Origin of the sequence: Stutzerimonas stutzeri (assembly GCF_024448715.1) — a bacterium.
GTDB lineage: Bacteria > Pseudomonadota > Gammaproteobacteria > Pseudomonadales > Pseudomonadaceae > Stutzerimonas > Stutzerimonas stutzeri_AR.
This window is the reverse complement of the sequence record NZ_JAMOHZ010000001.1, coordinates 18,439-34,273: the sequence shown is the minus strand read 5'-3', so window position 1 is coordinate 34,273 and position 15,835 is coordinate 18,439. Positions and strand designations below refer to the sequence as shown.

Sequence of the window (15,835 nt, the reverse complement as noted above, 5' to 3'; positions counted from 1 at the left end):
CTTGGGATGACACACCTGCGCATTCATGTCGTCCATGCGGCCTTCCGCGCCTGCACGGCAAGAGCGGCTCGGTGGAGCCGCCCAATGCTCGACCGTACAGTGTCATCGAAAGCCAGCGATTTTCAGCCACTAACTAGCGCAAGCCTGCACTGCGCAGCGCACCTGGCGAATAATCCGAAGCGCTTGCGCGGTAGCTGAAGTCATAGGGCTTCGGCTGCTCGTTTGTCAGGCCGGACGCGATGTAGCGCCTGCTTTGCAGGTCGTAGAAGACCTCCATGGCGATAAGCGGTGCCTGAACGCCGTAATGGAAATAGCCGTGATTTTCGCCGACCCGCCAGAGTTCGCCGCGGCTGTCGTAGTGATCGGCCTCGACAATTGCCCAGGTGTCTTCATCGATGAAGTAGTGGCGTTTCGAATAAATATGGCGCTTGCCCGGCTTGAGTGTCGCCTCTACTTCCCACACGCGATGCAGCTCGTAGCGCGTGACGCTCGGGTCTACGTGGCCGGCCTTGATGAACTCATCATATTTATGCGTGGGCGAAGCAAGCTCATAGCTGTTGTAAGGAATGTACAGCTCGCGCTTGCCCACCAGCTTCCAGTCGTAACGATCAGGCGCGCCGTTGAACATGTCGCGACTGTCCGCCGTACGCAGCCCCGCGGTGGTGGGCCCGGCAGCGTCGTAGGCCGTATTGGGCGCACGACGAACCCGCCGCTGGCCCGAGCTGTAGATCCATGACCGCCGGGGATCGTCCACCTGGTCTACAGTTTCATGCACGAGCACCACTTCGCCAGCCTTGCGCGCCGGAGCGGTAATGCGATGGCTGTAGAAGAACAGCACATCATCGGCATCGCCCGGCTCGTACCCCGTGAGATGCTCAGCCAGGGTGAAGCGCTGCTCCGTCGTGACAACACTGAAATCGCCTTTGGGTTCCGGTGCCACGCTATCGGTTGTCAGCTTGAAGCTGCCCTTACGGTAACGGGTGATATGGTTCCACATGACCTCCAGGCCGGATTTAGGCTTGGGAAAAGCGATGGATCCTTCGAAATTTTCCAGGCCATTTCCATCATTGACCAGCCGCGCCGACGCCAAATTATGCTCGACAGACTTGACCGTCGAGCCCGTCACGGCAACTGTCCGGTGCGACGGATAAATCGGTAGATAAAAGGTTTCAGGGTAGCGATTGAGCATGGCGATCAAGCCAGGGCTGAGTTTGTCTTGATACTGCTTGTAGTTTTGCGCGGTGATTTTGAACAGCAGCTGCTCGTCAGCGAATGGATTGCTCGGCGCGCCGTTGTCAGCGAGGGTGCCGGCGTTCTTGTCGAGTCCACCTTTCCAGGCAGGAATGGAGCCGTCCGCGTTGCCGGCGCGCTCGGCGCCGATTGGCGTCAGTTCGCCAAGCGTCGGGGTGTCATTGGCCGCCGAGACGGCGTGAGCTAACGTCAGCGCGGTCAGCAAAAGGCCGCCACGCAGCAGGTGAGTGCACTGTTTCATAAGTTGGCTCCGCTCAGAAGGTAATGCCGACGCTCAGGGCCAGGAAGTCCCGGTCGCCACGGGTCCCGTAGGTCCCATCGATGAAGTCGGTGTAAGAAAGGCTGGCGTTGTAATCGCGTAAAGCGGCGTCCAGACCCAGACTGATCGCTTTCGATCCTTCGTTGAAACCTGAACCCTCGTTGGGCCCATAGCCCTTGACGTCATGCGACCAGGACAGCATCGGCTTCAAATCCACACCGGCAAACGCATCGGCATAGCTCAATACCATTCGGGCGCGATAGCCCCAGGAAAAGCGCGTGACGAACCCGTCGTCGTTGCAGTGCTGCGGGGTTTCTGAATTAGCCAGACAAACCTGATTGTCCGCCAGCTCGCCTGATCCAAAGGTGCTACTGCGACCGTAGCGAGGCCCGAATCGGCCTTCCAGACCGCCGACATAGGTCGCCCCTGCCTCACCAATCAGGAAAACCTGATCAGCGCCCCATATCTGGCTGAACGCATGGGTCGCGGTCACCTGCAGCTGGGTTACCTCTTTGCGGCGATAACCGTTGGATCTGGCGCTGTCTCCGCTGGCCAATGCTCCGCTCGTCAACAAAGGCGAACGTGACGGATCGTTGAGACTGGCCTGAATCAAATCGACGCCGTTGAATTGCAAGGGCATGTTGGGCCGGTAACTGAGTTCGCCCTGCAGCGCGGTCCCGCTCGAAAGAATGGTCGAGAACGACAGGCCATACATTCGGATGCCTTCGGGGTACTGCAACAGGTAGCCAGAGGTGCCAAGTCGCAGCGCACCGGCAAGCGAGCGGCCGGCGTCCGAGCCGAGGAAACCTGCGCAGGCGCCGCCCGACAGCCCGAGGTTGCCGCACAGTTGCGGCGCGAAGCCGGTATTGCTGAAGTACGGGCTGCTAACCGTTCCCACGTAGGGAAGGCGGCTATGGTAATTGGCTATGTAGGCACCGAATTCGGTGTCCAGCGATGGCACGAACCAGCGCAGCGACGTGCCCCACTGACCACCGTTGCGCGCGTTCTCTTCACCAGCCCGCCGAATGCGGACGCCCTCGTCATTGAGCGCGACGCCGAAGGGTGTGAGGCCCGCAACCGCCGCGGCATTCCCGGTGAGCACCGGACCGGAATCGAAGTCGGAGCAGCCGTCGGCCACGTAGTCATTGCTTGAAAAGAAGGTGCCGCAGTTGTCCAGGCTGGTCTGTTCCCAATCCAGCTGATAGAAGAAATCGGCCGAGACATTGTCGGTCAGATTCTGGATGGCGTAGACCATGTTGACCGGAATCAGACTTTCTTTGATTTCAGAACCGGGACGGCGCAACGCGGTCAGGCTGGCCGGGTTGATCGTATTGAGCCCACCCTGGATGAAGGTGCTCTCCCCCCAGCTAACCACTTGCCGGCCCAGCCGCGCCGAGCCAGGCTGATCAGCGATCTGATAGTTGTGGTAGACAAAGGCGTCGAGAATTTGCGCCCCGTCCGATTTTGCATTGCGCTTGCGGCCTGCGTCCTCGACGTCCTTGAAGCGCTGGCCCTCGTCGCGCAGCGCGTAGTCATACCAATAGGTGCCTCGCACGAACGCACCGGAGTCGCCCCTGCGTAGCTCCAGGTCATGTACGCCCTTCAGGGTTTTCGAGAACCAGTCGCCTGATTGATAGTTGCGCCGCCCATCGTCACCACTGGCGCTGCGCATCAGATCGGCGTCAGGGTCCCGGGTCGACAGGCTCGAGCCGATCGAGATCGCGGATTGCAGCTGCACATCCACGCCGGCCAATTGAAAGTCTGCCGCCGCGGCAGTGCCTACGGCACAGGCTAAAGGTGCCATGAAAAACGGCCATATACGGCCACGATTCGTAGTTGCCATCACTCTTATCCTCTTTATTTTTTCGAGTGAGCAGGGCCTAACCATTTAAAGGTCAGTGCCGCACTAATAGTTTTTGCTTTAGTATTTGAAGAACCCGATCCTGTCCGTCCCGTTTAGTAGTTCTGGATGGTAATTGGGCAGAACGAACAGGGACAAATAACGTCTTGGGATGCCAGCCATAACATCAACGAATAGGCCATCATGACTTTAAAACAGCTCGCTTACTTCATCGCGATAACCGAGGCTGGCAGCTTTTCTTCAGCCGCGCGCCGGGCCTATGTTGCCCAGCCGGCCTTAAGCCGGCAGATTTCGTTATTGGAAGAAGAACTTGAAATACAGTTACTGGAAAGGCAGCACGACGGTATTGTTTTAACTGACGCGGGCAAGAGACTTTATGAAATGGCGCGCTCGGTAATCCAAACTGTCAATTCGGTAAAAGATGAATTGAAATCGACTCAGGGAAATCCAAGGGGCCATGTTTCGATCTCTATACCCGCAACATCTTCTTCGCTCTTATTGCCGATTCTCATCGACCGCGCCAATAAAAAGTTCAGCGATATCGAACTGACAATTCGCGATGGGCTGACCAAAGAAGGCGGCCAGGCAGTTGAGCTCGGCAAGGTCGATTTCGGCGTCGTGCCCAATGCAGAAGAGCTGGATGACGTGGTCTCCGATCCCATATTCATCGAAGAGCTTTACTGGGTCGGCGAGCAGGCCATGGACGACACGGCCGATACCATAACGCTCGCGCACGCGGCGGCTACTGCGTTGGTTATGCCTCCCAAAGGACTGCATCTGCGTCGTCGAATTGAACAAGCTGCGATGGAAGCAGGTGTCGAATTGAATGTTCGCTATGAACAACAATCTGCGCTCGGACTAGCGAGCCTGGTTCGTGCAGGACTGGCAGCAACCATCACCAACTGGCCACCCATAGAAGACAACCTTCATTCCACCGCACGCCGGATCATCGAACCGGGCATACACCGTACCGTTTCCATCGTGCATTCAGCACATCGACCTTTGAATTTTGCCGCTTCGTGCATGCGTGATCTGGTGCGCTCGATATTGGTTGAACTGGTCCAGGCAGGACGCTGGAAGGGACAACTGATCGAGCGCGACCAGCCGCCCCTCGAGCTTTGACGTCAGGCCGCAGCGGGGCAATTCCCCCCTGATTGCGCAAGCGACTTCTGAGGATTCATGAAGATCAACCCAATCAGCCCGGCCCCGATCAGGATCAGACCGCAAACCACGAAGCCCTTCGCGTAGCCGGACGGATCGATGCCATCCGCCGCTTGAACCAGAAGCCCCGTCACCACTGGCGCGGAAAGGCCGGCCAGCGAAGCGAAGCCATTTCCAATGGCCAGCATGCTGCCACGCTGGCAATTAGGGGTGACTTCGGCAAGCATGGCAGGCCCCACCGAATACATAACCAGCGCCAGCCCGCCGCTCAAGGTCATGCATGCCATACGCACGGCAATGGAAAGGTCCGGCAGGATGAGCGCCATCGACAACAGGCCGCTGGCAATCAGACAGAGCGAAACGAATACGCCCCGCGCGATTCGCGAGGAGACACCTCGACGCATCAGGCGCTGGGACCACCAGGCCATGAACAGGCTGAGCGGCGTGGTTACCAGTACGAAAAGGCCGAACAGACGTCCAGTGTCCAGCGAGTCGATTCCCAGCCCCGTTTCCAAATACGCCGGCACCCAAGTCAGGGTCAATGCCAGCGACCAGTTGGCGGCGAAGTGGCAGATGTAATTGCTGATCACGGTGCCGTTGGTCAGTAGCTGCCGGTACGGCAGCGGATTCGAGCCAAGTCCACTGTTGAAATTGGGCCTGATGCGGTCCAGTTCACCTTCACGACCCAATTTGAGCCAAAACACACACCAGATCAGCCCCACAACCCCAAGGATCGCAAAGTTGGTCCGCCAGCCATAATGCAGGCTTACCCAGGGGATCATGACCCCAGCCACTAACAGCCCCAATGCACTTCCTGAATGAAGGAGCGCTACGGGCAGGCTGCGCCGGTCATCAGGAAACCACTTGTAAAGCGCGTGCGTCGCGACCGGAGAGGCCGGACCTTCGCCTATCCCCAGCAAGACACGACAGGCAATGATCGCCCACAGGGACGATACGAAGAGCATCGGGATTTGGATCAGCGCCCAGAAAAGCCCCATGCCGAGCAACAGCCAGCGGGCCGGTTTGCGGTTGGCGATGAATCCGCCTGCCACAGCGGAGATTGCAAACAGCCAGTGCAGGCTTCCACCGATCAGGCCGAACTCGGTCGGCGTCAGGTCCAGGTCCTTCATCATTGGCACCGCGACCAGGCCGATCACTACTTTGTCGAGGAAGTTGACCATCATCATGACGGCCAGCAAGCAGGCAATTGTCCAGGCGGCACGTGGACGATAGGTAGGTTCGAGACTGTGCATGGGCTTACTCTATTTATTGTTATGAACCCCGCCGCATGGCGGGGCGATGGGATTCGTCAGCTGGGCATCAAGATGCCCTTGGCGATGGTGTTGCGCTGGATTTCGCTGGTGCCGGTGAGGATGCGCATCATACGAGTCGCACGGAACAGCCACTCGACAGGGTTGCCCTGGATCAAGCCCGAACCGCCATGGATCTGCACCGCACGGTCGGCGATTCGAAACGCTGTCTCGGAACAGAACAGCTTGCACATCGAGGCCTGCACCTTGATATCCCCGCCCGCGTCGTTGAGCGCTGCGGTAGCGAACATCATGCTGCGGGCAGCGTGCAGCTCAGTGGCCATGTCGGCGAGCATGTGGTTGACCGCCTGGAACATGGCGATCGGCTTGCCGAACTGCATGCGTGTGCGGGCATGATCGAGCGACAGGTTTAGTGCCAACCCGGCCATCCCCAACATCGTCGGGCAGTGCAGCAATCGGTTGAGCGTGATGCGGCCCATCGCCAGTTTGAAGCCAACACCTTCATCGCCGATCCGATTGGCGACCGGTATGCGGACATCGTGCAGGACGATATCGCCATGGCTGCCGGGGCCGGACATGACCTGGTAGTCGGTCTCGACGGTGACGCCTTGCGCATGCAGATCGACAAAGAATGCCGTCACTCCGTCCACGCCGTTGCTGTCCGTGGTCTTTGCCATCAGCACGGCGAAATTAGCGTAGGGCGCGCCGGAAATGTAGCGCTTGGTGCCGTTTAGCACGTAGCTATCGCCGTCCAACCGAGCGCGGGTCTTGATCGCGCTGGCGTCCGAGCCGGCCTCCGCTTCGGTGAGTGCGAAACACACAGCCTTTTCGGCACGGCAGACCGGCCGAAGCAGACGCTCGATCTGGTCGTCGCTGGCCACCTTGAACAAATGCCCAATCCGCGGCGGCCCGCTCAATTCACCAAGCACGTGCGGCGCCAGCGCCGAACCGGTAAGCAATGCGGCTTCCTTCAGCGCGCATAGATCCACGACACTGAGGCCAGCACCACCGAGCGCCTCGGGCAGCATGACGTTGTAAAAGCCCAATTCACAAGAGCGTTTCCAAACATCCCGCAGCGCCTCTTTCGGGTGCGGCCTTCCCCAGCCGAGGTTTTCTCTCGCTTCGAGGGGTTTGATCTCGTCCTCGATGAAGCGCTTGAGGTCAGCGATCAGGTGCTGGGCTTTTTCACTTGGCTCGATCATGTCCATCTCCGTTCAAATCCGTCGCTCGCTGTGCTGCCAGTACGACTCACGTACCAGTCGGCGCACCACCTTGCCGTTGGGGTTCTTTGGTAGTTCGGCGACGAAGTCGACGCCACGCGGTTTTTTGAAGCCGGCCAAATGGCGGCCGCAGTGCTCGATGATCTGCACCTCGCTCAGCTCGGTGCCAGGCTTGAGCACGACCACCGCGCGCACCGACTCGCCCCACTGCTCGTCCGGTACGCCGACCACTGCGGCTTCGAATACCTGAGGCAGGCTGTAGATCACCTGCTCGACTTCGCTGGGGTATATGTTGAAGCCGCCGGAAATGATCATTTCCTTCTTGCGATCAACGATGAACAAGTATCCAAGCTCGTCCACGGTAGCGAGGTCGCCGGTGAGGTAATAACCGTCACGCATGACATCAGCGGTAAGCTCTGGCGCCTGCCAATAGCCCTTCATGATGTCGGGGCCCTTCACCACGATTTCCCCAACCTCGCCGGGCCGGACATCCTCGAAGTTCTCGTCGACTACCCGCAGATCCGTTTCGAAATAGTTTCGCCCGCAAGACGCGAGGCGCGCATGGCCGTCGCCCTGTAGATGGTCCTGTTCGGTGAGGATGGTCACTAACGAGCAGGTCTCACCCGCGCCGTAACCCTGCGCCAGGATCGGGCCAAAAACTTCGATGGCTCGCCTGACCAGCGTTGGTGGCATTGGCGCTGCGCCGTAAATCACCAGGCGCAGACTGCTGAGGTCGTAGCGCTCCACATCTGGAAAATTCACCAGCCGATTGATCATGGCCGGAACCATGAACAGGCGGGTCACCCGCTCGCGCTGGATGATTTCGAGAAGCGCCTGATCGTCATAGCGTTCGATCAACAGGTTGCATGCACCGGCAGCCAGGAGCGGCATGATCTGCATGCCGCTCGCATGTGTGATAGGCCCGACGTGAGCCATCACATCACCGGGAACGGCGCGACGCGTTGGGCTGGCAATACTTTTGCGAATCAGCGCCTTGCGGTTGCCGAAGGTGAGCATGGCTGCCTTGAGCACGCCGGAACTGCCTGAGGTGTAATGCAGGACGGCAAGCTGGTCGTCATCCGGATCGCACTCGACCGGACGCTCATCGCCGTGTGCCAGGACCTGCTCGTATAGAAAATCGCCGCCCGCGCCGAGCGTAATGATCCACTTGAGGGCCGGCAGCTTCGCGCGCTGGGCCTGCAGCGCCGGCGCGAATTGTGGATCAGCGATCACCGCCTGACTAACGGAGTCCGCAAGCACCCGAACGATTTCGTCGATGGACAGGCGTGCATTGATCGGCACCTTGACCATACCGTTCTTGTAGAACGCGACTTCCGCCTCCACCAGTTCGGAGCGGTTCGGCGCGAGCAATGCGACATGAGCACCGGCGGGCAGACCGACGTGCAACAAGCCGGAGGCCAACCGATTGGTACGTTTTTCCAGTTCGGCGAACGTGACGCGACGATAGGCATCGACGACAGCCTCGTGCTGAGGCCAATAGAGAGCACTGCGGCTCAAAATCTTCCCGAGGTTCAATTGTTGTTCTCTTTACTCAGACTTGAGCCTCGATGCTAACTGCCCCCCTTTTTCTGCCGCCAATACAACAATCGGATGCAGGCTATGCCGCAATGAGATACTTGCGCGCCTTACAGCCATATCGACAATCCGGTTTTACAACGCCCTGGACATGAGTCGACTTCACGCGATGCCGTTGCGCATTGCCGATGAACACGACGCCGCGGCCTCCTGTACCTGCGCCTGGAATGCTTCGCCAGCAGGTGACAAGCGATGCCCGCGGCGGCTTACCAGCCCGTAGGCCGAATGGTGACTCAGCCGTTCGCTGAGCAGTGTCAGCTCCATCAGCTCCCCACTGTCGAAATCCTTCTGTACGACATCCCGAGGCGCCATGCAGACCGCGTCGCTTTGCTCGGTCATGGTCTTCAACAGCAGGAAGTTGTCGCACTGGATGCTCAGCATTTCTCGCCCGGTATCGCTCAGAACACTCTGCGCCACCGGCTCCGGGAGTTGGGTCCCTGCCAGCGGGTAACCCGCCAGATCTGAAAAACGTATGCGTTGCTGGCGTAGCAGCGGATGTCCGGGCCTACAGAACAGCACGCCCTGATGAACCGGCAGCGGCAATATTTCCAACGCCGCGTCGGTCTCAAGCTCTCGAATATCGGAGATGAACAGCTCGATCCGCTCGTCGAGCAGGCGGTCACGCAGGCTCGACCAGTCACCGACAGTCACTGCGACGGCCAGGCGCGGATACGCCTTGATCAGCCTGGCCAGCGCCTCTGGCACGAGCCGTGCCGCTGGAAACGGGCCTGCCCCCACACGTAACTGCCCGGCTTCGAGATTGTCGATCTGCCTCACCGCCTCCTTCAATGCGCGACTGCTGAGTAACAGGCGACGCGCATGCTGCTCGACCAGTTGGCCCTGCGCAGTAAGGCTGATACCACGGCCGTGACGATTGATTAATGTGCAGCCAAGCGCCGACTCCAGGCTTTGAATGCTACGAGTCAGCGCCGGCTGACTCAGGTGCAGCGCCTCGGCCGCACGGGAGAAGTGCCCGTGGTCCACAAGCGCGACGAAATGGCGAAGCTGACGAAGATCATTCATGCGTGTAATGCATCCAAAGCTAAAGAACATTGCATTGGAATTATCAATCTAGCGAGGGCAGAGTTCAAAGGCCCGATTCGAGCCGTTCAGGCCTCGTTTAGCTTTCTTCGGAGTTCGTCATGCCCTTTATCCGTTTACCTGCCATCGCGGTGGCCAGCCTGTTCATCAGTACGTTCGCTTCAGCCGACCCGCGTCCCGCCACTGCCGCAACTCGCGACGCCAACGAAGCGGTCAAGCAACAGCTCGATTTCACCGACACACGTGCCTTCGAAGATGCCCAACGCGGTTTCATCGCCGCCCTGCCGAAGGCGGAAGTGATCGACGAACAGGGACAAACCGTCTGGTCGAATGCCCGCTATGCCTTTCTCGATAGCGAGCAGGCCCCCGCATCGGTAAACCCCAGCCTCTGGCGGCAGGCTCGGCTGAATGCAATCCATGGTCTTTTCGAGGTGACCGAGGGGATCTATCAGGTACGTGGGATGGACCTGGCCAACATGACTATCGTGGAAGGCAAAACTGGCCTGATCGTCATCGACCCGCTGCTTACGCCTGCTACCGCCAAAGCTGCGCTCGACCTGTATCGAACACACCGCCCTGCCCGCCCCGTCGTAGCGGTCATTTATACCCATAGCCACGTCGATCATTTTGGCGGGGTGAAGGGGGTGGCGAGTCAGGCCGACGTTGATGCGGGGCGGGTAAAAATTTATGCCCCGAATGGCTTCATGGAACATGCCGTCAGCGAGAACGTGATCGCCGGAAATGCCATGACACGTCGCGCCAAATACATGTACGGCACCGACCTGCCGGTCGGCCCGCAGGGGCACGTCGATACGGGTCTAGGCAAGGGATTGTCTCGTGGCCCGATGACCTTGATTGCACCGACTGACATCGTTCGCGAGAGTGGTGTGCAACGCATCGATGGCGTGGATATCGATTTCCGCCTCGCGCCAGGCAGCGAAGCGCCAGCGGAAATGATGATGTATTTCCCGGCGGCGCGCGTGCTGAACACTGCTGAACTGACTTCACAACAGTTGCACAACGTCTACACCCTGCGAGGCGCCGAGGTCCGCGATGCCAGCCTCTGGTCGCGTTATATCGATGAAGCGCTCGACCAGTACGGGCCCATCAGCGACGTCATCATTGCTCAACATCACTGGCCAGTCTGGGGCAAGGAGCAGGGCCGCCACTTTCTTGCCGTGCAGCGAGACCTTTACAAGTTCATCCACGACCAAAGCGTTCGGCTGATGAACCATGGCTACAGGCCTGGGGACATCGCCGAAACACTCAAACTGCCTGCCAGCCTGGCGACCGAGTGGGCCGCCCGGGATTATTACGGCACCCTGCGCCACAACGCCCGAGGCGTCTTTCAGAAGTATCTGGGCTGGTACGACGCCAACCCTGCCAACCTGAACCCTCCGGCACCGCAGGACGCCGCGCGCAAGACCATCGAATACATGGGCGGCATCGACAACGTAATCAAACAGGCACGAAACGACTACGCAGCAGGCAATTACCGCTGGGTCGCCACGGTAATGAGCCAGGCGGTGTTTGCCGACCCAAGCAAACGCGAGGCTCGGGAACTAGCGGCGGATGCCTTGGAGCAGCTCGGCTATCAGGCCGAGTCAGGTCCTTGGCGCGACGTTTATCTTTCGGGCGCACAGGATCTGCGCGGCACGGCACCGACCACGGCAACGGAGCCGGGTCTGCATAAGGATCTGCTGCAGGCGCTCGACACGGGAATGTTCTTCGACCTGCTCGGTGTCCGCCTCAACGGCACAAAAGCCGAAGGCAGGCACTTGGTGCTCAACTGGATATTCACCGACACCAATGAGCGCTTTCGGGTGAACTTGGAAAACGCGGCGCTGACCTGGCTACCCAATGCTCAGGCCGACGCCGCCGATGCGACGGTGACACTCACCCGAGCGACGCTCAACGACATTTTGCAGCGCCAGAACAGCTTCCCCAAGGCCCTTAAAACCGGTGAGATCGATGTCAGCGGAAACCCTAAGAAGCTGCTCGAACTGCTGAGCTTGATGGATGATTTCAAACCCGACTTTCCGCTTATCGAACCTCGATAACGGCGACCCGGAAAAACTGCTCAGCCCGTAGCGCACTTGTCACATGGCGCTCAGCATCGGGCGCTGATGGGCTGGGTATTTGGAATACGAGTTTCGCGGACCGATACCGGAACCATCGGCCTGCGCTGTCTGAAATCAATTTCATTAGGAGGCTAAGGGGATGGTGCTGTTGCACTGAAAAATGGCAAATTGTGGCACCTGCCCGTTTGTACTCCCACCTGGAACTCGAATGTCCATCAGCAATGCCCAGGCCGACGTGGCGTCGGCACCAGCGATACAACAAAGCAGTCCGCTGGCCATGCGCATCATCGGCGCGGTAGCGCTGGCGCATTTGATCAATGACTTGATTCAGGCGGTGCTGCCGTCGATCTATCCGATGCTCAAGGCCAGCTATGGTCTGACGTTCACGCAGGTTGGTCTGATTACCCTGACCTTCCAGCTGACCGCCTCGCTGTTGCAACCCTGGGTTGGTTATTACACCGACCGTCATCCCAAGCCATGGCTATTGCCGGCCGGCACGGTCTGCACCTTGATCGGCATCCTGATGATGTCCATGGTCGGTAGTTTCCCGTTGATCTTGTTGGCGGCGGGGTTGATCGGCATCGGTTCTTCGACCTTTCACCCTGAAGCTTCTCGTGTGGCACGACTGGCTTCGGGCGGGCGTTTCGGCCTGGCGCAATCGACCTTTCAGGTTGGCGGCAATGCGGGTTCGGCCTTCGGGCCGCTATTGGCTGCGGCGATCATCATTCCGTACGGTCAGGGCAACGTGGCCTGGTTCGGGCTGTTCGCTGTGTTTGCGCTATTCGTGCTGTATCGAATCAGCCGCTGGTACGCCAATCACTTGAGCCTGTTCAAGCTGAAACAAGGTCAGGCGGCGACTCATGGCTTGTCGAAAGGCCGGGTGATGAGCGCGCTGGTCGTGCTCGGCTTGCTGGTGTTTTCCAAGTATTTCTACATGGCCAGCTTCACCAGCTATTTCACCTTCTACCTGATCGAGAAATTCGATCTGTCGGTAGCCAGCTCCCAGCTGCATCTGTTCCTGTTTCTCGGTGCGGTTGCTGCGGGAACCTTCTTCGGTGGACCCATCGGCGACAAGATTGGCCGTAAGGCGGTGATCTGGTTCTCGATCCTTGGCGTGGCGCCGTTCACGCTGCTTCTGCCTCACGTCGACCTGTTCTGGACCAGCGTCCTGAGCGTTGTCATCGGTTTCATCCTCGCCTCGGCGTTTTCGGCCATCGTCGTATATGCCCAGGAATTGGTGCCGGGAAATGTCGGGATGATTGCTGGAGTGTTCTTTGGACTGATGTTCGGCTTCGGCGGGATTGGTGCGGCGTTGCTGGGGCATTTGGCGGACATTCACGGCATCGAATACGTGTACTTCCTGTGTTCGTTCCTGCCGTTGTTTGGTGTGTTGGCGATCTTCCTACCAAGAACCAAAAAAGCCTGAGGGAACTCCGAGGTCGTTGAACGAAGCAATCGACGGCAAGCGATTCAGCCTGCTGTCGAACCTGCCTCATGAACCGAGCTCCTCTCCTCTAACGCCTCCCACAAGCAGCGCCGAAACAGCTGATGCAACGGCAGTCGCTGCGCGCTGTGGCGGCTGACAAGCATCAGCTCGCGGTAGAAGGTGGCACTGCCGAGGGAAATGATGCGGACCGTTGGCGTACGTTCGAGCCACAGCCCGGCCTTCGGCACCAGCGCCACGCCCAGGCCGCTTTCAACCATCTTGACGATGGCATCCAGCTCGTCCAATTCCAGCCCAGGGCGTACATCCAGATGGTGTTTGCGCAGGAACTGACTTACCTGGCGACCACCGAAGGAGCTACGGTCGTAGCGCACGAAGGGATGCTCGACGAGCAACTTGAATGGGTCACCACCCTCGATGTTCAGCGGCGTAATCAGCACGAAAGGCTCTTTCTGGATCAGCTCGGCGTGCAGCTCCTTGGGGAGTGCGAACGGCGGGCGGATCATTACCGCCAGATCGATTTCGCCGGCATCGATCTGTGACAGCAGGTTCAGCGAAACGCCCGGTGCCAGCTTGGGCTCCACGCCTGGTGCCTCTCGCAATAATCGCAGCAGAACCGGCGGCAACAGCCCGGTCTGTACCGTGCCGATGGCGCCAATGCGTAATTCGCCACGGTAGTCGTCCACGGACTCGGGCTGCCCCATCAGGGCGAAGGTTTCAATGATCTGCTCGGCCAGCGGCAGCGCCCGCAAACCCGCCGCGTTGAGGTTGGCCGAACGCCCTGTTCTATCGAATAAACGAAGGCCCAGCGCGTCCTCGAGATTCTTTATCTGAGCACTGACCGCCGACTGGGTCAGGCCGATCTTGTTGCCCGCAGCCGCAAAACTGCCGCACCGCGCTATCGTCAGGAAGGTTTTGAGTTCGCGAATCATAGGGGCTCTCATCTATCGATTTTTTTGAGGCTCGGATCAAAAGATATCCGCTGTTTGCCCATACGACAAACAGCAAGAATGACGTCACCCGCCTCCCAAGAAGGAATGCCCGATGAGCCTCTCACCTTTCCACCTCGCGATCCCTGTTTACGACTTGCCAGCCGCCCGCCATTTCTACGGCGAGGTGTTCGGACTCGCTGAAGGACGCTCTTCCGACCATTGGGTCGATTTCGATTTCTACGGGCATCAGCTGGTGATCCACGAGCATCCCAAGACCCAGTCCCAGGATGCTGCGCACACCAATGCGGTGGACGGCCATGACGTACCCGTGCCGCACTTCGGAATCGTGCTGAGCTGGCCGGAGTGGGAAGCGCTCGCCCAACGTCTGCGCTCGCTGGGCACTCAGTTCGTCATTGAGCCCTATGTGCGTTTCCAAGGCCAAGTGGGCGAGCAAGCCACCATGTTCCTCTTCGATCCATGCGGCAACGCGCTGGAATTCAAGGCATTCAAGGACATGAGTCAGCTGTTCGCTAAATGATTGCCGGTATCGCCTTTTTCTGAAGCGAAATGGACTGCCTTAGTCCTCTCTCGCCGCAGGCATTAACTGCGAGCAGGAAGATGCTCAGCACCGTTGGCAGTTTGAAGTGGCCGGTTCACGCGGCCAGCTCAGGCGTTTGTTAGCGGTTTCACGCACTTGCCATTCTTGCGGGCTGGGCAGTTCTTGGGACGAAAGCATGGGTCAGCGCCGATGGGGAAGTTCCCCTGCGTATGGCCCATCACGGAGCGGAAAAAACTGACTGCCAATCTGCACGCGACACATCTGCTTCAGCGTCATAGCCATATTGCCATCGGCTCGTGGCGCCCCGAAAAACCTTCCCATACTCGCTAAACAAAAACGGCAGCGGACCGATAACCCGGTATGCCAAGCGAGACCTGCATCTATGGTGCTGGCCTCGCTCGGAGCCTGTCAGCCGGCCCCCTTAACCCGCTTTGCGCCTCGCAAGGGATCACGGGGTCGATACCGCCAACTTGCATATGGGAGCCCTCATCGTGCAACTCATCGATAACCGAGCCTTGATCGACGATGCCCTGAGCCACTCTGCTGCGCTGACCGGAGGCCGCTTCGACCATCGCTACTGGTTGCGCAAGGTAACGGACGTGAAGCTAGTGATCATTTCAAAGCCGGAGGTACTCTTCGACCTCTCGCTCAAGGTCTACATTCCGATTGCGCCGGGGCAGGCGACGCCGTGGTCTTACGGCGACGGCTGGTTCAATTGGCATTTTCTGGGAACCAAGGGCGCGATGGTGACGATCGCAAGGGAGATTATTTCTATCGCGATGCGCAGCCAGCAGGCTAATTCATCACTTCTACAGGCCTGGCTAACGGCGTTGGTGTCGTTCAGGCACAGCGACCAGACCATCGCTGTACTGGAACCGGAACCGCAGCAGGATCTGGCGGGACATTAATGGCCGCTCCGGCTGCCGAATGCCAAAGTCTTCCTGGTCGGTTCCCGCAGCAAACGGCAGCATCTGCTCGTAGCAGCACATCCAAATAGATCCCTGCTCTGCGCACCCGACCTCTCCTGCTCTATCCAAAACTTTCGTCACTCACGCCGCAGTACCGGTCGGGTCGCTCTGCTGATCGCTACCTTCGGTGATTAACGCAAAGGTAATGTCTGCCGCTTCAGACAACGCGTCCAGTATCCCGGACATGCTCG

The 15,835-nt window shown here is 59.0% G+C and carries 12 protein-coding genes; 5 read left to right on the top strand and 7 right to left on the bottom strand.

Going from position 1 to position 15,835, the window contains the following annotated elements; translation table 11 throughout:
- Nucleotides 1-133: 133 nt before the first annotated feature.
- Together NAV33_RS00145 and NAV33_RS00140 are read right to left on the bottom strand one after the other, a co-directional pair.
- A complete protein-coding gene (locus NAV33_RS00145; protein WP_255975666.1) occupies nt 134-1,492 on the bottom strand; it encodes a DUF1329 domain-containing protein in 1,359 nt (452 codons plus the stop codon).
- Between the two features lie 13 nt (nt 1,493-1,505).
- Nucleotides 1,506-3,353: a DUF1302 domain-containing protein gene (locus NAV33_RS00140; protein WP_255975663.1), complete on the bottom strand. Its 1,848-nt coding sequence runs from the start codon at nt 3,351-3,353 to the stop codon at nt 1,506-1,508.
- A gap of 201 nt (nt 3,354-3,554) precedes the next feature.
- Between NAV33_RS00140 and NAV33_RS00135 the strand changes: the two genes are divergently transcribed.
- Nucleotides 3,555-4,493, top strand: a complete 939-nt coding sequence (locus NAV33_RS00135) for a LysR family transcriptional regulator (protein ID WP_255975660.1) — start codon at nt 3,555-3,557, stop codon at nt 4,491-4,493.
- Nucleotides 4,494-4,495: 2 nt separating this feature from the next.
- Here NAV33_RS00135 and NAV33_RS00130 read toward each other — a convergent pair whose 3' ends face one another.
- From NAV33_RS00130 to NAV33_RS00115, 4 genes are all read right to left on the bottom strand, one after another.
- Nucleotides 4,496-5,785 carry an MFS transporter gene (locus tag NAV33_RS00130; protein ID WP_255975658.1) on the bottom strand — a complete coding sequence of 430 codons (1,290 nt, stop codon included), beginning with the start codon at nt 5,783-5,785 and terminating at the stop codon, nt 4,496-4,498.
- Between the two features lie 56 nt (nt 5,786-5,841).
- Nucleotides 5,842-7,005 (bottom strand): acyl-CoA dehydrogenase family protein, encoded by a 1,164-nt coding sequence (locus NAV33_RS00125; RefSeq protein ID WP_255975655.1) that lies wholly within the window; start codon nt 7,003-7,005, stop codon nt 5,842-5,844.
- 12 nt (nt 7,006-7,017) lie between these two features.
- Nucleotides 7,018-8,559 (bottom strand): AMP-binding protein, encoded by a 1,542-nt coding sequence (locus NAV33_RS00120; RefSeq protein ID WP_255975653.1) that lies wholly within the window; start codon nt 8,557-8,559, stop codon nt 7,018-7,020.
- A 162-nt stretch (nt 8,560-8,721) separates the two neighbouring features.
- Complete coding sequence (locus tag NAV33_RS00115) at nt 8,722-9,642, bottom strand: LysR family transcriptional regulator (RefSeq protein WP_255975651.1); 921 nt, start codon at nt 9,640-9,642, stop codon at nt 8,722-8,724.
- Between the two features lie 119 nt (nt 9,643-9,761).
- On the opposite strand from NAV33_RS00115, the gene NAV33_RS00110 reads away from it, so the two are divergent.
- Together NAV33_RS00110 and NAV33_RS00105 are read left to right on the top strand one after the other, a co-directional pair.
- Nucleotides 9,762-11,720, top strand: coding sequence for an alkyl/aryl-sulfatase (locus NAV33_RS00110; RefSeq protein WP_255975649.1), 1,959 nt, complete (start codon nt 9,762-9,764; stop codon nt 11,718-11,720).
- A gap of 229 nt (nt 11,721-11,949) precedes the next feature.
- The gene (locus NAV33_RS00105; protein ID WP_255975647.1) at nt 11,950-13,167 is read left to right on the top strand and encodes an MFS transporter; all 1,218 of its coding nucleotides are present in this window, start codon (nt 11,950-11,952) and stop codon (nt 13,165-13,167) included.
- Nucleotides 13,168-13,211: 44 nt separating this feature from the next.
- On the opposite strand, the gene NAV33_RS00100 is transcribed toward NAV33_RS00105, so the two are convergent.
- Nucleotides 13,212-14,117, bottom strand: a complete 906-nt coding sequence (locus NAV33_RS00100; RefSeq protein WP_255975644.1) for a LysR family transcriptional regulator — start codon at nt 14,115-14,117, stop codon at nt 13,212-13,214.
- A 112-nt stretch (nt 14,118-14,229) separates the two neighbouring features.
- Between NAV33_RS00100 and NAV33_RS00095 the strand changes: the two genes are divergently transcribed.
- Both NAV33_RS00095 and NAV33_RS00090 read left to right on the top strand, forming a co-directional pair.
- Entirely contained in the window at nt 14,230-14,655 is a 426-nt protein-coding gene (locus tag NAV33_RS00095) for a VOC family protein (protein WP_255975642.1), read from the top strand.
- Between the two features lie 512 nt (nt 14,656-15,167).
- Nucleotides 15,168-15,584, top strand: coding sequence for a hypothetical protein (locus NAV33_RS00090; RefSeq protein WP_255975640.1), 417 nt, complete (start codon nt 15,168-15,170; stop codon nt 15,582-15,584).
- Nucleotides 15,585-15,835: the final 251 nt, after the last annotated feature.